We start from the raw sequence: 16,737 nt of genomic DNA on the forward strand, positions 1-16,737 counted from the left end.
CATGAGCGAGACCACGCCGGCCGGCGCGCCCGGAGGCAACGCCGGCCACGCGGCCCGCTGGAGCGCCGCACTCACCGACAACTACGGCACCCCCCGGCTCGCCCTGGTGGCCGGCTCGGGCGCCGAGGTCGAGGACGCCGACGGCAACCGCTACACCGACTTCGTCGGCGGCATCGCCGTCAACGCCCTCGGCCACGGACACCCCGCGATCGTCACGGCCGTCTCCGAGCAGGTCGCCACCCTCGCGCACGTCTCCAACCTCTACGCCTCGGGCCCCGTCCTCGCCCTCGGCGAGCGGCTCCTGGGCCTCTTCGACCGCCCCGACGGCCGGGTCTTCTTCTGCAACTCCGGCACCGAGGCCAACGAGGCCGTCTTCAAGATCGGCCGGCTCACCGGCCGCACCCACATGGTCGCCACCACCGGCGGCTTCCACGGCCGCACCATGGGCGCCCTCGCCCTCACCGGCCAGCCCGGCAAGCAGGAGCCCTTCCTGCCGCTGCCCGGGGACGTGACCCACGTGCCCTACGGCGACGTCGAGGCCCTGCGCGCCGCCGTCACCGAGGACACCGCCCTCGTCCTGATCGAACCGATCCAGGGCGAGAACGGCGTGGTCGTGCCCCCGTCCGACTACCTCACCGCGGCCCGCGAGATCACTCGCGCCACCGGCACCCTCCTCGCCCTCGACGAGGTGCAGACCGGCATCGGCCGCTGCGGCCACTGGTTCGAGCACCAGGCCCACGAGGCCGTGGAACCCGACCTGGTCTCCCTCGCCAAGGGCCTGGGCGGCGGACTGCCCCTCGGCGCCGTCGTCGCCTTCGGCCCCGCCGCCGACCTGCTGCGGCCCGGCCACCACGGCACCACCTTCGGCGGGAACCCGGTCGCCTGCGCCGCCGGCCTCGCCGTGATCGACACCATCGCCGCCGACGGACTCCTCGACCGGGTCAAGTCCCTCGGCGAGCGGCTGCGCGCCGGAATCGAGGGGCTCGGGCACCCGTCCGTCTCCCACGTCCGCGGCGCGGGCCTGCTGCTGGGTATCGTGCTGACAGAGCCGATCGCGCCGCAGGCGCAGCAGGCGGCTCAGGACGCCGGCTTCCTGGTCAACGCGCCCGCCCCCGACGTGATCCGGCTGATGCCGGCCTTCGTGATCACCGAGGAGCAGGTGGACGCGTTCGTTCGGGCCCTGCCCGACGTCCTCGACGCAGCGGGACGAGCCGGAGAATGAGACGACGATGAGCCAGGCACAGGATCAGGAACCCAGCGGGGGGTTCTCGGTGCCCCAGACCCGCACCGCCCGCCACCGGCGGATCGTCGACATCCTCAACCGGCAGCCGGTGCGCTCGCAGAGCCAGCTCGCCAAACTGCTGGCCGACGACGGTCTGAGCGTCACCCAGGCCACCCTCAGCCGCGACCTCGACGAACTCGGGGCCGTCAAGATCCGCAACACCGGCGGGGAGCTGATCTACGCCGTGCCCAGCGAGGGCGGCTTCCGCACCCCGCAGGCCCCCCTCGGCGAATCCGCCAAGGAGGAGCGGATGCGCCGGCTCTCCGGGGAACTGCTGATCTCCGCCGAGGCGTCCGCGAACCTCGTGGTCCTGCGCACTCCGCCCGGGGCCGCCCAGTTCCTGGCCTCCGCCATCGACCAGGCGGAACTGAGCGCCATCCTCGGCACCATCGCCGGCGACGACACGCTCATGCTCATCAGCCGCGACCCGGCCGGCGGCCAGGCCCTCGCCGACCACCTGCTGCGCCTGGCGCAGAAGGAGAGCTGACCCCACCCCGGGCCCGGCACGCGCCGGGCCCGGGCCGTGCGGGAGCCGATCAGTAACGGGTCACGGCCAGCGGGCCCGAGACGGTGCCGATCGCCAGGTGCGGCCGGCGCCCCGGGTCCGCCCAGCGCAGCAGCTCCCGCATCACCGGCTCCGCCACCGACACGCAGCCCGCCGTCGCACCCCGCCCGTCGACGTGCAGGAAGATCCCGGCGCCCCGGCCGCGCACCGGCCGCTCGTAGTTGTAGTCCACCACCAGCGCGTGCGCGTACTGCCCGACGTAGTCCGCCAGCCGCTCCGCCTCCCCGGGCGCGCAGTCCGCCGGCAGCGGCTCCACCCACCGGTTGTACGAGGACGAGGCGTTGTCCTGGCACCACCAGGAGTCGGGCGTCACCCTCCGGTACGGGTGCGAGGTGCCGGGCGGCGCCGGCCGCAGCCCGAAGGCCCACGGCAGCCCGAACAGCCCGGTCGGCGTGGTCGAGGTGCCCTGCGTCCGGGTCGAACCCTCCGTCAGCCCGCCCGCCCCGAACCGGGCCGGCGCCGAGCCCACCTGCCACCACCGCCCGTTCCGACGCTCCCACCAGCTCAGCCGGCCGGTGGTCGAGGCGGCGTCCGGGGCGAGGGCCACCAGCAGCTGGGAGCCGCCCCCGGTGTCCGCGAGCCGGTCCGGCAGGCTCGGCGGGGGACCGGCGGAGGCCGGGGCGGGCAGGGACGCGAACAGCAGGGACCCCATCAGGGCGAGGGCGCGCAGCACCCTTCGGACGGTACGGGCCGGCAACGGCGACGGCAGCGCGGACGGGGCCGTACGGCCGACATCCGACACCGCCGGGCGCGATGAGGGGCCGTCAGTCCCGCACCTGGGCCGGGATGTCCAAGGCCCTCCGGATCCGCTCGACCCGGTCCTCCCCGAGCAGCTCCCGGCACCGCTCGTACAGGGCCCGCAGCTCGGCCCGGTCGAGAGCCTTCGCCCGGTACACCGCCTGCCACGCGCCCCGGTCGATCACCTCGCGCTCCGCCCACCGCGCGATCTCGGGGTCCGGATCCGTCAACAACCCCACCCACGACCGCAGCCGCTCCCCGCGTCCCTGATCCGGGGTCAGCCGGATCCCGGCCCGGCGTACGTGCGCGGGCCGGTCGGGCGCGCGCCAGGCCGCCAGGTCCTCCGGGCGCACGCGGTCCGGCCAGGCCCGCAGGGTCAGCGTCGCCTCCCGGGTCACCGCCGGCCACGGGTCCGCGACCAGCTCCGTGATCCGCGCAGAGGGGACCACCTCGAAGGCGCGCAGCCCGGCCACCGCCGCCGCCCGCACCCGGCCCTCCGGGTGGTCGAGCAGCCCGATCAGCAGCGGTACGTCCGTGCCCCGGTCCCCGGACTCCGCCAACGACGCCACCAGCGGCCCCGTCACCGTCGCCGGGTCCGCGACCAGGGCGCGCACCCGGGCCACCGGATCCCCGCCGTCCTGCCGGCACAGCCACCGGGCGCAGGCCCGCACCAGCCCGGAGCGGTCCCCGAGCCAGGCCCCGGCCTCCGCGCCCCGCCCCGCCCCGCGCAGCGAGGTGATCCCCACCGCCCGCACCTTCGCCGAGCGCGCGCCCAGCAGCAGCTCCCGCGCCCGTTCCCGGCTCCCGGGCTCCTCCGCCCGGTCGGCCGGCGCAGCCAACGCGGTGGCGGCGGCCTCGGCGTACCAGACCCGGATCAGGGAGTCGGACTCCGAGGCGGCCTCCCGGGCCAGGGCCTCGGCCCCCGGGTCGGTGCCGGCGAGGGTGTGCCGCACGGCGAACCGGCGCGTCCACCGGTCCGGGTGGGCCCGCAGCTCGGTGAGCGCGGTGTAGGAGAGGCCGGCCACGGCCTCCTCGAAGCGGGCGGCGAGCCACCGCCCCCGCTCCCGCCGGGCCACCCGCAGGGCCGGCGGCAGCAGCTCGGGCACGGCCCGGCCCGGGGCCTCGGCCAGGATCCGCTCCAGCTCCCGCCGGGCCGCCGTCCGCACCGGCTCCACCCAGTCCGCGCACCGCACCACGACCAGCGGCCACAGTCGGGGTTCGGCGGCGGCCCCGAGGAGGGCGGCCTGCCGCTGCCGGCCGTCGTGGTGGCACAGCCGGGTCTCGGGCAGGTCCACGCGGGCCCGCAGCCGCCGGCCCGTCCAGGTCACGTCCGCGCGCATCGCCGCGTCGAAGGCCGGCCAGGTCGCGCCGTCCGTCACGTCGAGGACCTCGGCGGCGGGCGCGCCGGCCGCCATCCGGTCCACGGCCCGCGTCCACGCCTCCCAGTCGGCCCCGGCCCGTACCGGCCCGTCCCGCTCCGTCGTCTCGGCTCCCATGGGCGCCCACCCCTCTCGTCGCTGTCGCTCACCGCGATCGTAGGATCGGCCGCACCGCGCCCACCTCGGGTTTTTCCCTGACCCGACCCGGGCCGGGGGCAGCGCGCCCCCTAGGGGCCGCTCGCGGGTTCGACCGCATCATCATGCGGAGGCCCGCATGATCTCGCGGGTCGGGGGCGTGGCGTGTCGGTGCCTTCGCCCGCCCCGACCCCTCCAGGGATCCCCTGATCGCGGGGGTTCTCCGGCGAAAGGCCAGGTCAAAGGGCCCGCCGAAAAGCGCTTTGACGAAACATGCGGAGTGATGCATAGTTATGCCTTGCCAGTGATTGCACCGTAAGGAGAAACCCGTGACCGAGCGCGTCGTACTCGCCTATTCGGGCGGTCTTGACACGTCCGTGGCCATCGGTTGGATCGCCGAGGAGACGGGCGCCGAGGTCATCGCCGTCGCCGTCGACGTCGGCCAGGGCGGCGAGGACCTCGACGTCATCCGCAAGCGCGCCCTCGCCTGCGGTGCCGTCGAGGCCGAGGTCGCGGACGCCAAGGACGAGTTCGCCGAGGAGTACTGCCTCCCCGCGATCCAGGCCAACGCCCTCTACATGGACCGCTACCCGCTCGTCTCGGCCCTCTCCCGCCCCGCGATCGTCAAGCACCTCGTCGCCGCCGCGAAGAAGCACAACGCCTCGATCGTGGCCCACGGCTGCACCGGCAAGGGCAACGACCAGGTCCGCTTCGAGGCCGGCATCCAGGCCCTCGGCCCCGACCTCACCTGCATCGCCCCGGTCCGCGACTACGCCATGACCCGGGACAAGGCCATCGCCTTCGCCGAGGCCAAGGACCTGCCGATCGCCACCACCAAGAAGTCCCCGTACTCCATCGACCAGAACGTCTTCGGCCGGGCCATCGAGACCGGCTTCCTCGAGGACATCTGGAACGCCCCGATCGAGGACATCTACGAGTACACCGCGAACCCGGCCGAGCCCCGCGAGGCCGACGAGGTCGTCATCTCCTTCAAGGAGGGCGTCCCGGTCGCCATCGACGGCAAGCCCGTCACCGTGCTCCAGGCGATCCAGCAGCTCAACGAGCGGGCCGGCGCCCAGGGCGTCGGGCGGATCGACATGGTCGAGGACCGGCTCGTGGGCATCAAGTCCCGCGAGGTCTACGAGGCCCCCGGCGCGATCGCCCTGATCACCGCCCACCAGGAGCTGGAGAACGTCACCGTCGAGCGCGAGCTGGCCCGCTACAAGCGGCAGGTCGAGCAGCGCTGGGGCGAGCTGGTCTACGACGGCCTGTGGTTCTCCCCCCTCAAGCGGGCCCTGGACGGGTTCATCACGGAGGCCAACCAGCACGTCACCGGCGAGGTCCGGATGACCCTGCACGGCGGCCGCGCCGTCGTCACCGGCCGGAAGTCCCCCGAGGCCCTCTACGACTTCAACCTCGCCACCTACGACACCGGCGACACCTTCGACCAGTCCAAGGCCCAGGGCTTCATCGACATCTTCGCCCTGTCCGCCAAGATCGCCGCCAAGCGCGACCTGGGCTGAGCCGGCGGTGCGCCCGTCGCACCGGCCCGTGCCGCCTCCCCGGAACCTCCGCGCCGGGGAGGCGGCCCCGCACCCCCCTTCTTCCCTTCCTGCCATTCGAGGAGCAGCGCAGTGAGCAGCAACAACGGTGACGTCCGGCTCTGGGGCGCCCGGTTCGCCGACGGCCCCGCCGAGGCCCTGGCCAAGCTTTCCGCCTCGGTCCACTTCGACTGGCGACTGGCCCCCTACGACATCGCCGGCTCCCGCGCCCACGCCCGCGTCCTGCACAAGGCCGGCCTGCTCACCGCCGACGAACTCCAGCGCATGATCGCCGGCCTCGACGCGCTGGAGGCCGACGTGGCCGCCGGCACCTTCGTCGGCACCATCGCCGACGAGGACGTGCACACCGCCCTGGAGCGGGGCCTGCTGGAGCGGCTCGGCCCGGACCTCGGCGGCAAGCTGCGTGCCGGCCGGTCCCGCAACGACCAGATCGCGACCCTGTTCCGGATGTACCTGCGCGACCACGCCCGGATCATCGGCGGCCTGATCGCCGACCTCCAGGACGCCCTGGTGGGCCTGGCCGAAGCGCACGCCGACGTGGCCATGCCCGGCCGCACCCACCTCCAGCACGCCCAGCCGGTGCTCTTCGCCCACCACGTGCTGGCCCACGCGCAGGCCCTGTCCCGGGACGCCGAGCGGCTGCGGCAGTGGGACACCCGCACCGCCGTCTCCCCCTACGGTTCGGGCGCCCTGGCGGGCTCCTCCCTCGGGCTGGACCCGGAGGCCGTGGCCGCCGAGCTGGGCTTCGAGCGGGGCTCGGTCGGCAACTCCATCGACGGGACCGCCTCGCGGGACTTCGTCGCCGAGTTCGCCTTCGTCACCGCGATGATCGGGATCAACCTCTCCCGGATCGCGGAGGAGATCATCATCTGGAACACGAAGGAGTTCTCCTTCGTCACCCTTCACGACGCCTTCTCCACCGGCTCCTCGATCATGCCGCAGAAGAAGAACCCGGACATCGCGGAGCTGGCGCGCGGCAAGTCCGGCCGGCTGATCGGCAACCTGACCGGCCTGCTCGCGACCCTCAAGGCCCTCCCGCTCGCCTACAACCGCGACCTCCAGGAGGACAAGGAGCCCGTCTTCGACTCCTGCGACACCCTGGAGGTCCTGCTGCCGGCCTTCACCGGCATGATGGCCACCCTCACCGTCCACCGGGAGCGCATGGAGGAACTGGCCCCGGCCGGCTTCTCGCTGGCCACCGACGTGGCCGAGTGGCTGGTCAAGCAGGGCGTGCCGTTCCGGGTCGCGCACGAGGTCGCGGGCGAGTGCGTGAAGGTGTGCGAGGCCGAGGGCATCGAACTCGACCAGCTCACCGACGAGCAGTTCGCGAAGATCTCCGAGCACCTGACCCCCGAGGTCCGCGGCGTGCTCAACGTGCCCGGCGCGCTGGCCTCGCGCAGCGGCCGGGGCGGCACCGCGCCGAGCGCGGTCGCGACCCAGCTCACCGAGGTGAAGGCCGATCTGGTCATCCAGCACGCCTGGGCGGCGCACAAGCGCTGACCGGGCGCCACACGGCGGCGACAGGGGCGGTACGGGCGGACGGGCCCGGACCGCCCCTGTCGCGTGCCCGCTCAGTCGAGCCCGCGGGCCCACGCGGCGAGCAGCGCGAAGTCCTCGTCCACGAGCCCGATCCGCTCGTCGATCCGGTGGGCCAGGGCGTGCGCGGGGTGGTGCAGCTCGATGTACTCGCGGTCGGCCGCGGTGATGTCGTCGTCGATCCACGCGAAGGGCCGCAGGCCCGCGTACCGCACGATGTACTGGGTCTTCCAGAAGGTGCCGCGCGGGGCCCGGCCGTGCATCGTGGGCCACTCGATCACCGGCAGTCTCGGCAGTCCCAGGTGCGGGCCTATCCATTCGTTGGCCTCCTCCTTCCACGTGGTGGCCCACACCAGCTCGTAGTGCTCGGCCAGGGCCAGGAGCCGGGGCCCGTGCCCGTGATCGAGCCAGACCCGCAGTGGGCGGGGTGTGTGCTGCCACCCGGTGGGCCGCATCCGGTGCGTGGTGTACCCGGCCGGACGCCGTTGCGGCTTCGCGGCGTAGGGGTTGAGCGGGCCGTCCACGTCGATCAGGAGCAGGGGACGGCTGCCCGGCCCGGCTGTCCGAAACGCGTCGTTCATGGTGTGATCGTCTCCTCATCGCCTCAAAGGATTGAGACATCGTCGTCTCATTTGGGTTATGGTTGTCTCATGGCTTTGGATCGAGACCGCGTGCTCCGCGACGCCGCCGCCCTGCTGGCCCGAAAATCCACCGCGACGATGGACGAGGTGGCCAAGGCCGCCGGCATCAGCCGCGCCACCCTCAACCGGCACTTCGCGGGCCGGGACGCGCTGATCCGCGCGCTGGAGGACCTCGCCATCCGCGAGTTGGAGGCCGCCCTCGACGCCTCCCGGACCGACGAGGGCCCCGCCGACGAGGCCCTGCGGCGCCTCGTGGCCGCGAGCCAACCCTCCGCGCAGCTCCTCGCGTTCCTCGTCACCGAGAACCAGCTCTTCGAGGGCGACGCCGTCCACGCCGGCTGGGCCCGGATGGACACCCGCATCGCCGAGCTCTTCAAACGCGGTCAGGCCGAGGGGCGGTTCCGCATCGACCTCAGCCCCGCCTGGCTCACCGAGGCCCTCTACGGGCTGATCGGCGCCGCCGCCTGGGCCGTGCAGGACGGGCGGGTGGCCGGCAAGGACTACCAGTACATGATCACCGAGTTGCTGCTCGGCGGCGCACGACGGAGTGTGGAGAAATGACCCGAACCGAGCGGACACGCGAGGAACCCGGGACCGAGGTGAAGAGCCGCGGCAGGTGGCTCGCGCTCTCCGTGCTCGTGCTGGCCGTCCTCCTGGTCGCCGTCGACGCCACGGTCCTCGGCCTCGCCACCCCCTCCCTCAGCGAGGACCTCAAGCCCACCGGGGCCCAGCTCCTGTGGATCGGCGACATCTACTCCTTCGTCATCGCCGGTTTCCTCGTCTCCATGGGCTCCCTCGGCGACCGCATCGGCCGCAAGAAGCTGCTGCTGATCGGCGCCACCGCCTTCGGCTTGGTCTCGGTGCTCAACGCCTACGCCAACAGCCCCGAGATGATGATCGTGGCCCGCGCCCTGCTCGGTGTCGCCGGCGCTACCCTGATGCCCTCCACCCTCGCGCTGATCCGCAACATCTTCCACGACCCGCGCGAACGCAGCCTCGCCATCGGCATCTGGGGCGCCACCGCCTCGGCCGGCGCCGCCGTCGGACCCGTCGTCGGCGGATTCCTGCTCCAGCACTTCTACTGGGGCTCGGTCTTCCTCATCAACCTCCCCGTCATGGTCGTCCTCGTGGTCGTCGGCGCCAAGCTGCTGCCCGAGTCCAAGAACCCGGTCTCGGGCCCCTGGGACCTGCTCAGCGTCGCCCTCTCCCTGGTCGGCGTGATCGGCGTGGTCTACGCGATCAAGGACGCCGCGACCCACGGCGCGACCTGGGGCGTGGGCCTCGCCGCCGTCCTCGGCATCGGCTGCCTGTGGGCCTTCGTCCGCCGCCAGACCACCCTGGAGTCCCCCCTCCTGGACATCAGGCTGTTCCGGCACCGGGGCTTCTCCGGCGCCGTCCTGGCCGACCTGCTGACCGTCTTCGGCCTCTCCGGCCTGGTCTTCTTCCTCTCCCAGTTCCTCCAGCTCGTGCAGGGACGCGAGCCCTTCGAGGCGGGCCTGGCCGAACTGCCCGCCGCGATCGGCGCGGTGGCCACCGGCCTGGTGGCGGGATCGTACGCCCGCAAGTACTCCGTCCGCGTCATCGTTTCCGGCGGCCTCGCCGCGATCGGCCTGGCCCTGGGCGTGCTGACGGTCATCCACCGCGAGACCGGCTACCCGCTGCTCGGCGCGGCCCTGCTGGTCGTGGGCCTCGGCGCCGGCTTCTCGTTCACCGTCACCGCCGACGTGATCCTCTCCAGCGTCCCCAAGGAACAGGCCGGTTCGGCCTCGGCCGTCTCCGAGACCGCCTACGAACTCGGCGCGGCCCTCGGCATCGCCCTGCTCGGCTCCATCGTCACCGGCGTCTACCAGGGCTTCACCGCCCCCGCCGGGGTCCCGACGCAGGTCGCCGACGCCGCGCACGAATCCCTGGGCGGCGCCGTCGAGGCGGCGGGCGCGCTGGACCCGGCCACCGGCACCGCGATGGTCACGGCCGCGCAGGACGCGTTCGTCGACGGCCTGCGGATGGCGGCCGGGGTGGGCTCGGTGGTCCTGCTGGCCACCGCCGTCGCCGCCTGGTTCCTGCTGCGCGGCCAGAAGCTCCAGGACGGCATCGAACACTGACCCGGCCCCCGGCCGGACCCGGCGCCGGCGCGCACCCCCGACCCGGGGACGGTGCGCGCCGGCGCCGCGTGACATCCGTTCCCCGGACGAACCGTTGACATGATCACCGCGCCCGGCGACGATCCGGTCGGTGGAGATCACCGACCTGACCCCGGCCGAGGCGCGCGTGCGCGACGCGTTCACGCGCGGCCTGCCCGCCCACTTCGACCCGACGGCCCCGGTCGCCGAGCGGACCGTGCGCGGCGAGGTGCTGCGGGCCCTGCTCGTGGACGGGCCCGGCGAGGAGATCTCGGGGGCCATACCCGCCCTCGACGTGCGGCACGCCCGGGTCTCGGGCCGGTTCAACCTCAAGTTCGCCGAGGTCGCGCACCCGATCCGGCTGCGCGAGTGCCGCTTCGAGCGCCGCGTGCAGCTCTACAACGCCCGGCTGTACTCCCTCGTGCTCTCCGACTCGCACCTGCCCGCCCTGACCGCCGCGTCCCTGCGGGTGGAGTCCGCCCTGCGGCTCTCGCGCTGCCGCGTCGAGGGCCCGGTCCGCCTCACCGGGGCCCGCATCGACGGCGGCCTCTTCCTCGGCGGGGCGGTGCTCGGCGCGCCCGAGGACCGCGAGCGGGGAGAGGAGGACGAGGCGGGAGCGCGGGAGGCCACCCTCCAGATCAACCACGCCGAGATCCGCACCGACGTGATCGCCTGCCGGATGACCGTGCACGGGCAGACCCGGGCCAACGGGGCGGTGATCGGCGGCCTGCTCGACCTGGAGGACTCCGTCCTGGAGCACCCGGACGGGGTGGCCCTGCACGCCATCACCCTGACCGTCGGCAGCCACGTGCGGGCCCGGGGCCTGCGCGCCCGGGGCACCGTCGATTTCGCCGGCGCCCGCGTGCCCGGCCAACTGGTGCTCACCGGAGCCGAGTTGAAGACGCCCGGCAGGACCGCCCTGCGGGTCTCCAGCGCGACGGTCGGCGAACTCTGGCTGCGTTCCGGCCCGCCCGTCGAGGGCGCCGTCAACCTGCGCCGGAGCACCCTCGACCGGCTGCACGTCACCCCCGAGGCATGGCCCGGGACGGTCAAGCTCGAAGGGCTCGGGTACGGCTCCCTGCTCCCGCACCTGCCCGCCGCCGAACGCCTCGACGTCCTCGACCGCGACGAGGCCGGGTACCTGCCGCACTCCTACGAGCAGTTGGCGGCCGTGTACCGGAGCGTGGGCGACGAGGCCGGGGCCCGCGAGGTGCAACTGGCCCGGCTGCGCCGACACCGGGGCACCCTGCCCGCCCCCGCCCGCCTGTGGGGCCTGCTCCAGGACGTGACGGTCGGCTACGGCTACCGGCCCGCGCGCGCCGCGCTCTGGCTGCCGGCCCTGCTGCTGCTCGGCGCCGCGGCCTTCGGCGCGCACCCGCCGCGCGCCCTCAAGCCCGACGAGGCCCCCGAGTTCAACCCGATCTTCTACACCCTCGACCTGATGCTGCCCATCATCGGCTTCGGCCAGGAGGGGGCGTTCGCGCCGGCCGGTGCCTACCAGTGGCTCTCGTACCTGCTGATCGTGCTCGGCTGGGTGCTGGCCACCACCACCGCCGCCGGCATCAGCCGCGCTCTGCGCCGCTCCTGACGCCCCCGGCACGCGCGGACGCCCGCCCCCGGAGCCGGCGGGGACGGGCGTCGCGAACGAACGGGAGGGGCGGGCCTCAGGCGGCCTTGGCCTTCGTGGCGTACATGTCCACGTACTCCTGGCCGGACAGGCGCATGACCTCGGCCATCACCGAGTCGGTGACGGCGCGCAGCACGTACCGGTCGCGGTCCATGCCCTCGTAGCGGGAGAACTCCATCGGCTCGCCGAAGCGGACCGTCACCCGGCCCGGGCGCGGCATGCCCTTGCCGCCGGGCTGGAGCTTGTCGGTGCCGATCATCGCGAACGGCACCACCGGGGCGCCGGTCATCAGGGTCAGCCGGGCGATGCCGGTGCGGCCCCGGTACAGCCGGCCGTCGGGGGAGCGGGTGCCCTCGGGGTAGATGCCGAAGACCTTGCCCTCGTCGAGGATCCGGCGGCCCGTCATCAGGGCCGCGACCCCGCCGTTGGCGCCGTCACGGTCCACCGGGATCATGCCGGAGCCGGTGAAGAACCAGGCCATCAGACGGCCCTTGAGGCCCTTGCCGGTCACGTACTCGTCCTTGCCGATGAAGTGCACGGTGCGGTCGCACAGCAGCGGCAGGATCATCGAGTCGATGAACGTGAGGTGGTTGCCGGCGAGGATCACCGGACCGGTGCCCGGGATGTTCTCCACGCCTTCCACCTTGATGCGGAACATCATCCGCATCACGGAACCGACGGTGGCTTTGATGAACGCGGTACGGAACAACGGGGACCCTCCGGCGTCTGGACAAGGCTCGCGCACCACGACGCGTCCGTCACGGGGACGGCGGGCGCGGGTGCAGGTGAGGACCATACTCGTGGGTCACCTCCACGCGCACATCGGGTTCACGAGGTGGATACGCGGTGTTGACGTGCGTTGCGTTCATGTTCCGCCGTCGCTCGCCCGTCCGTCACCCGACACTCCCTACGATCGGCCCACCGAATCGGGCCCTTCGCCCCGGACCCCCGGAGCCTTGAGGCCCGTGCTCCCCCGAACCGGGGGGACACAACCGACGGATCGGTGCGAACCGACCGGGGCGCCGTGCCGTGCGCCCCGGTTGGCGCCGGGGCGCGCGCGACACCGCGCGTCGTGGCACCGGACCGCACGAGGCGACACGAGGCGAGGAGACGGGCCGATGACGGAACACGGGCGGGCCGAGACGGGCGCGGGACGACGCACGGTGCTGGGCGCGGCGGCGGCCCTGGCCGCGGGCGCGGGCGCGGCCCTGGCCCCGGCCGGGCGGGCGGCGGCCGCGCAGGCCGCCCCGCAGGCGGGCGCGGGCGGCGGCCGGGGCGGATACCGGAGCCTGCCGACCCCGACCGTGATAGGCCACCGGGGCGCGAGCGGGTACCGGCCCGAACACACCCTGGGCTCGTACCGGCTCGCGCTGGACCTGGGCGCGGACGTGATCGAGCAGGACCTCGTGCCCACCCGGGACGGGCACCTGGTGTGCCGGCACGAGAACGAGATCGGCGGGACCACCGACGTGGCCGCGCACCCCGAGTTCGCGGGCCGCCGCACCACGAAGACGGTGGACGGGGTCGCGGTGACCGGCTGGTTCACCGAGGACTTCACCCTGGCCGAGCTGAAGCGGCTGCGGGCCAAGGAGCGGATCCCGGCGGTCCGTCGGCGCAACACCCTCTACGACGGCCGCTGGACCGTGCCCACCTTCGAGGAGGTGCTGCGCTGGGCCGAGGCGGAGGGCCGGCGGCGCGGGCGCCCGGTGTGGCTGCACGTGGAGACCAAGCACCCCACGTACTTCCGGGGCCTGGGCCTGCCGCTGGAGGAGCCGCTGGCCCGGCTGCTGCGCCGGTACGGGCGCGACGGCCGCGACGCCCCCGTGTTCCTCCAGTCCTTCGAGCCGTCCAGCGTGAAGCGGTTGGCCGGGCTGGTCTCCGCGCCCGGCGTGGTCCTGCTGGGCGCGGCCGACACCCGGCCCTGGGACTTCGAGGCCGGCGGGGACCGGCGGACGGTGGCGGACCTGGTGACCCCGGCCGGGCTGCGGTGGATCGCCTCCTTCGCGCGGGGCATCGGCCCGACCCTGGACCTGGTGATCCCGCGCACGCCCGAGGGCCGGCTGGGCACGCCGACCACCCTGGTGCGCGACGCCCACGCCAAGGGGCTGATCGTGCACCCGTACACGGCGCGCAACGAGAACTCCTTCCTGCCCGTCGAGTTCCGTCGCGGGACGGACCCGGCCGAGTACGGGGATGTGTTCGGGGCGTTGAAGGTGTGGTTCGCGCAGGGCATCGACGGGATCTTCACCGACCAGCCGGACACCGCGCTGCTGGCGGCGCGGGAACCGAGCGCGCCCTGAGCGGGAAGCGGAACCTCCCCTTCGGGTGACTCGGCTCTTCCGTCAGAACCGTCCCGCCCGCCCCACGCGTCCAGCCCGTCATGGATACCGTCCCCGTCCCGACGCTGCCCTCCCCCCGGCCGGCGGCCGCGTTCGACCCCCTGCTGAGCGCGTGGGGCCCGCTGCTCGCGGCGGAGGCCGCGGCCGAGGCCCCCGCCGCCGGCCTCGACCCGGCCGATCTGGAGCAGGCGGTGTGGTTGCGCCTGCTGGAGGGGGAGCCGCCGGCGGGGGAGTCGGGGCGCTGGGTGGCCCGCGCGGTCCGCGAGGAGGCCCGCGCGGCTCGGCGGCGGGCCCGGCGCGAGGTCCCGTGCGCCGATCCGGCCCGGCCGCCGGGGGCCCGCCGGCCGCAAGGGCCGGTGCCCGAGGAGGAGGTGGTGCACCGGGAGCAGGAACGGGTGGTCCGTTCGGCCGTCGCCCGCTTGCCCGGCCGCTGTCCGCAGCTCATCGGGGCACTGCTGTCCCCCCGGGACCTCACCTACCGTGAAATCGCAGGAGAGTTGGGTATCTCACAGGGAAGCCTGGGGCCGGTTCGTTCCCGTTGCCTGGGATGTCTGCGCAGAATGCTCGCCGGCAAGGTTCCGGCTCCCGGCGCGTGGGGAAGGGAGCCGTAGACCGACGGGCAACAGGTGAGCGGGAGGCATCGCACATGGGCACGAGCGTGACGATTTCGGCGGCGACCGTCGAGGACGCCGAGCAGGTCTTCAAGCTGCGCCACCTGGCCTTCCAGAGCGAGGCCGCGCGCTACGACAACTGGCGGATCGAGCCGCTCACCCAGTCCCTGGACTCCGTCCGCGCGGAGCTGGCCGCCGGCGCGGTGGTGGTGGCCCGGCTCGGCGAGGAGGTCGTGGGCGCGGTCCGGGGATCGGTGGGCGAGGACGGCACCGGCGTGATCGGCGGGCTCTGCGTGCACCCCCGGCTCCAGGGCCACGGGCTCGGGGCCCGGCTCCTGACCTCGATGGAACGGGCCCTGGCCGAGGCCGTCGCCGACCGTGCGCCCGCCGCCCGCTTCCGGCTCCTCGCGGGCACCCGCGCCGATTCGGACCTGCGGCTGTACCGGCGCGCCGGCTACGTCCGCGTCGGGGACCGGGTCGCGGAGGACGGGGTGGAGATGGTGGTGCTGGAGAAGGAGGCCGGGGAGTACGTGGTCAGCGCCTGAGGGCCGCCCCCGCACGCCCTTCGGGGCGTGCGGGCCGCGTCCGCCGGCTCAGCGCTTGGCGCGCAGCCAGAGCATGCCGGTGATCGGCAGGATCACGGGGATGAACAGGTAGCCCATGCCGAAGTCGGACCAGACGGTGGCGTCGGGGAACGCCTCGGGCGAGATCAGCGTCCAGGTGCCCACGATCAGCACCCCGGCCAGTTCGGCCGCGCAGCACCCCAGGGCCGCCCGCCGGGCCGTCTCCCCGCCGCGCACCAGCGAGTACGTGATGAAGGCGTAGGCGAGGGCGGCCAGCGCGGACAGCGAGTAGGCCAGCGGGGCCCGGTCGAACTCGGTCGCGATCTGGTAGACCGAGCGGGACAGGGCGCCCACGACCATCACCCCGTACAGCCACACCAGCAGCAGTCCGGGCCCGGTGACGAGCCGCTTGCGCCCGCCGGGCGCGGCGGGGGCGGAGGTCGCGGCCGGGTCGCCGGCGGCGGTGGACGTGGTGCGCGCGTCGGCGTCAGGCACCGGGGCCTCCCCAGATGTCGTGGAGTCGTACTTCGAGGACCGCGAGGACGACCGCGCCCGCGGCCACCGTCACCGATCCCCACTTGGTCCGCTCGGAGAGCGAGAGCACGCCGGCCGCCGGGACCGCCGCGAAGGCGCCGAGCAGGTAGGCGACGAAGATCACGCCGCCCTCGTCGGGCTCGTCCCCGGCCCCGAGCCGCACCAGCCCGATCACGAGCTGGACCAGCGCCAGCAGGGTGACGACCGCCATCCCGCCGAAGTGCCAGTCCTTGGTCGGCTGGTCCTTGAGGGCGGCGTGCCCGCACCAGGCGGCGAGGGCGAGGGCGGCGATCCCGAGGGTCACCGTGAGCGCGACGTACATGGTGCGAGGGTATTACGGGCCGAAAGACCCGATGCGCGCGGCCCGGCCCCCGCGCTTTGCTGGAAGGCATGACCATGCACGCCGAAGCCCTGCTGTTCGACAACGACGGAACCCTGATCTCCTCGATGGACTCCGTCCACCGTTGCTGGACCCGGTGGGCGGGGGAGTTCGGCATCACCGAGGAGGCGTTCGCGGCCGTCGAACTGCACGGCCGGCCGGCCGTCGAGATCATCGCCGACCTGCTGCCCGCCGAGCGGATCCCCGAGGCGCTGGCCCGCATCGAGGCGCTGGAGATCGAGGACGTGGCGGGCGGGGTCGTGCTGCTGCCCGGCACCGAGGACCTGCTGTCCGCGCTGCCCGCGCACCGCTGGGCCGTGGTCACCTCCGCGACCCGCCCGCTGGCCGAGGCGCGGCTGGCCGAGGTCGGGGTGACCCCGCCGGAGCTGGTCGCGGCCGGGGACATCACGCGCGGCAAGCCCGACCCCGAGCCCTTCCTGCTCGCCGCCGCGCGGCTGGGCGTGGACCCGGCGGCCTGCGTGGTCTTCGAGGACGCGCCGGCCGGTCTCGCGGCGGGCCGGGCGGCCGGCATGCGGACCGTGGCCTTGACCACAACGCACCGGGCCGAGGAGCTGGTGGCGGACCTGGTCGTCACCGACCTGTCGGCGGTGTCCGTGCAGGTCAGCGACGGGGGAGTGGAGATCCTGACCCGGGGCTGAGCCGAGGTCGGCGTCCGGATGGCGGCGGAAAACTGTCCGCTATCCGGACACTTCTGATCGTTGAACC

Annotated in this window: 17 protein-coding genes; 11 read left to right on the top strand and 6 right to left on the bottom strand. The window is 74.0% G+C overall.

What is annotated here, in order from left to right; translation table 11 throughout:
- Nucleotide 1 precedes the first annotated feature (1 nt).
- Nucleotides 2-1,222, top strand: coding sequence for an acetylornithine transaminase (locus ACN20G_RS22640; protein WP_424214642.1), 1,221 nt, complete (start codon nt 2-4; stop codon nt 1,220-1,222).
- Nucleotides 1,223-1,229: 7 nt separating this feature from the next.
- Nucleotides 1,230-1,769, top strand: coding sequence for an arginine repressor (locus ACN20G_RS22645; protein WP_424214643.1), 540 nt, complete (start codon nt 1,230-1,232; stop codon nt 1,767-1,769).
- Between the two features lie 49 nt (nt 1,770-1,818).
- Here ACN20G_RS22645 and ACN20G_RS22650 read toward each other — a convergent pair whose 3' ends face one another.
- Entirely contained in the window at nt 1,819-2,499 is a 681-nt protein-coding gene (locus ACN20G_RS22650; protein WP_424215641.1) for a L,D-transpeptidase family protein, read from the bottom strand.
- Nucleotides 2,500-2,611: 112 nt separating this feature from the next.
- Nucleotides 2,612-4,081 carry a hypothetical protein gene (locus ACN20G_RS22655; RefSeq protein ID WP_424214644.1) on the bottom strand — a complete coding sequence of 490 codons (1,470 nt, stop codon included), beginning with the start codon at nt 4,079-4,081 and terminating at the stop codon, nt 2,612-2,614.
- 347 nt (nt 4,082-4,428) lie between these two features.
- Between ACN20G_RS22655 and ACN20G_RS22660 the strand changes: the two genes are divergently transcribed.
- Both ACN20G_RS22660 and argH read left to right on the top strand, forming a co-directional pair.
- Nucleotides 4,429-5,622: an argininosuccinate synthase gene (locus ACN20G_RS22660; protein WP_424214645.1), complete on the top strand. Its 1,194-nt coding sequence runs from the start codon at nt 4,429-4,431 to the stop codon at nt 5,620-5,622.
- 111 nt (nt 5,623-5,733) lie between these two features.
- A complete protein-coding gene (gene argH, locus ACN20G_RS22665; protein ID WP_424214646.1) occupies nt 5,734-7,161 on the top strand; it encodes an argininosuccinate lyase in 1,428 nt (475 codons plus the stop codon).
- A gap of 71 nt (nt 7,162-7,232) precedes the next feature.
- Here the strand turns inward: argH and ACN20G_RS22670 are convergent, their stop codons facing one another.
- Nucleotides 7,233-7,778, bottom strand: a complete 546-nt coding sequence (locus tag ACN20G_RS22670; protein ID WP_424214647.1) for a hypothetical protein — start codon at nt 7,776-7,778, stop codon at nt 7,233-7,235.
- A 69-nt stretch (nt 7,779-7,847) separates the two neighbouring features.
- Here ACN20G_RS22670 and ACN20G_RS22675 point away from each other — a divergent pair, with 69 nt between their 5' ends.
- The 3 genes from ACN20G_RS22675 to ACN20G_RS22685 all read left to right on the top strand — a co-directional run bounded on the left by ACN20G_RS22675 (nt 7,848) and on the right by ACN20G_RS22685 (nt 11,546).
- Nucleotides 7,848-8,399 carry a TetR/AcrR family transcriptional regulator gene (locus ACN20G_RS22675; protein ID WP_424214648.1) on the top strand — a complete coding sequence of 184 codons (552 nt, stop codon included), beginning with the start codon at nt 7,848-7,850 and terminating at the stop codon, nt 8,397-8,399.
- A complete protein-coding gene (locus ACN20G_RS22680) occupies nt 8,396-9,940 on the top strand; it encodes an MFS transporter (RefSeq protein ID WP_424214649.1) in 1,545 nt (514 codons plus the stop codon). The genes ACN20G_RS22675 and ACN20G_RS22680 overlap by 4 nt, the downstream gene beginning before the upstream one ends.
- Nucleotides 9,941-10,070: 130 nt before the next feature.
- Nucleotides 10,071-11,546 (top strand): membrane-associated oxidoreductase, encoded by a 1,476-nt coding sequence (locus ACN20G_RS22685; RefSeq protein WP_424214650.1) that lies wholly within the window; start codon nt 10,071-10,073, stop codon nt 11,544-11,546.
- Between the two features lie 76 nt (nt 11,547-11,622).
- Here ACN20G_RS22685 and ACN20G_RS22690 read toward each other — a convergent pair whose 3' ends face one another.
- A complete protein-coding gene (locus tag ACN20G_RS22690) occupies nt 11,623-12,252 on the bottom strand; it encodes a lysophospholipid acyltransferase family protein (protein ID WP_424215642.1) in 630 nt (209 codons plus the stop codon).
- 451 nt (nt 12,253-12,703) lie between these two features.
- Between ACN20G_RS22690 and ACN20G_RS22695 the strand changes: the two genes are divergently transcribed.
- The 3 genes from ACN20G_RS22695 to ACN20G_RS22705 all read left to right on the top strand — a co-directional run bounded on the left by ACN20G_RS22695 (nt 12,704) and on the right by ACN20G_RS22705 (nt 15,080).
- Complete coding sequence (locus ACN20G_RS22695; protein ID WP_424214651.1) at nt 12,704-13,885, top strand: glycerophosphodiester phosphodiesterase; 1,182 nt, start codon at nt 12,704-12,706, stop codon at nt 13,883-13,885.
- A gap of 80 nt (nt 13,886-13,965) precedes the next feature.
- Nucleotides 13,966-14,535 carry a sigma-70 family RNA polymerase sigma factor gene (locus tag ACN20G_RS22700; RefSeq protein ID WP_424214652.1) on the top strand — a complete coding sequence of 190 codons (570 nt, stop codon included), beginning with the start codon at nt 13,966-13,968 and terminating at the stop codon, nt 14,533-14,535.
- Nucleotides 14,536-14,570: 35 nt separating this feature from the next.
- A complete protein-coding gene (locus ACN20G_RS22705; protein ID WP_424214653.1) occupies nt 14,571-15,080 on the top strand; it encodes a GNAT family N-acetyltransferase in 510 nt (169 codons plus the stop codon).
- Nucleotides 15,081-15,128: 48 nt separating this feature from the next.
- Here ACN20G_RS22705 and ACN20G_RS22710 read toward each other — a convergent pair whose 3' ends face one another.
- Entirely contained in the window at nt 15,129-15,593 is a 465-nt protein-coding gene (locus ACN20G_RS22710; RefSeq protein ID WP_424214654.1) for a hypothetical protein, read from the bottom strand.
- Nucleotides 15,586-15,954, bottom strand: a complete 369-nt coding sequence (locus ACN20G_RS22715; RefSeq protein ID WP_424214655.1) for a hypothetical protein — start codon at nt 15,952-15,954, stop codon at nt 15,586-15,588. Before ACN20G_RS22715 ends, ACN20G_RS22710 begins: the two co-directional genes overlap by 8 nt.
- Before the next feature lie 68 nt (nt 15,955-16,022).
- On the opposite strand from ACN20G_RS22715, the gene ACN20G_RS22720 reads away from it, so the two are divergent.
- The gene (locus tag ACN20G_RS22720; protein WP_424214656.1) at nt 16,023-16,670 is read left to right on the top strand and encodes an HAD-IA family hydrolase; all 648 of its coding nucleotides are present in this window, start codon (nt 16,023-16,025) and stop codon (nt 16,668-16,670) included.
- Nucleotides 16,671-16,737: the final 67 nt, after the last annotated feature.

Source organism: Streptomyces dryopteridis (genome assembly GCF_049606955.1).
GTDB lineage: Bacteria > Actinomycetota > Actinomycetes > Streptomycetales > Streptomycetaceae > Streptomyces.

Bases quoted from the DNA above. Each gene is read 5' to 3' on its own strand.
- ACN20G_RS22640 (WP_424214642.1), top strand. From the start codon at position 2: ATGAGCGAGACCACGCCGGCCGGCGCGCCCGGAGGCAACGCCGGCCAC.
- ACN20G_RS22645 (WP_424214643.1), top strand. From the start codon at position 1,230: ATGAGCCAGGCACAGGATCAGGAACCCAGCGGGGGGTTCTCGGTGCCC.
- ACN20G_RS22700 (WP_424214652.1), top strand. From the start codon at position 13,966: ATGGATACCGTCCCCGTCCCGACGCTGCCCTCCCCCCGGCCGGCGGCC.
- ACN20G_RS22670 (WP_424214647.1), bottom strand. From the start codon at position 7,778: ATGAACGACGCGTTTCGGACAGCCGGGCCGGGCAGCCGTCCCCTGCTC.
- ACN20G_RS22675 (WP_424214648.1), top strand. From the start codon at position 7,848: ATGGCTTTGGATCGAGACCGCGTGCTCCGCGACGCCGCCGCCCTGCTG.
- ACN20G_RS22655 (WP_424214644.1), bottom strand. From the start codon at position 4,081: ATGGGAGCCGAGACGACGGAGCGGGACGGGCCGGTACGGGCCGGGGCC.
- ACN20G_RS22680 (WP_424214649.1), top strand. From the start codon at position 8,396: ATGACCCGAACCGAGCGGACACGCGAGGAACCCGGGACCGAGGTGAAG.
- ACN20G_RS22650 (WP_424215641.1), bottom strand. From the start codon at position 2,499: ATGGGGTCCCTGCTGTTCGCGTCCCTGCCCGCCCCGGCCTCCGCCGGT.
- ACN20G_RS22695 (WP_424214651.1), top strand. From the start codon at position 12,704: ATGACGGAACACGGGCGGGCCGAGACGGGCGCGGGACGACGCACGGTG.
- ACN20G_RS22720 (WP_424214656.1), top strand. From the start codon at position 16,023: ATGACCATGCACGCCGAAGCCCTGCTGTTCGACAACGACGGAACCCTG.
- ACN20G_RS22715 (WP_424214655.1), bottom strand. From the start codon at position 15,954: ATGTACGTCGCGCTCACGGTGACCCTCGGGATCGCCGCCCTCGCCCTC.
- ACN20G_RS22705 (WP_424214653.1), top strand. From the start codon at position 14,571: ATGGGCACGAGCGTGACGATTTCGGCGGCGACCGTCGAGGACGCCGAG.
- ACN20G_RS22690 (WP_424215642.1), bottom strand. From the start codon at position 12,252: ATGCGGATGATGTTCCGCATCAAGGTGGAAGGCGTGGAGAACATCCCG.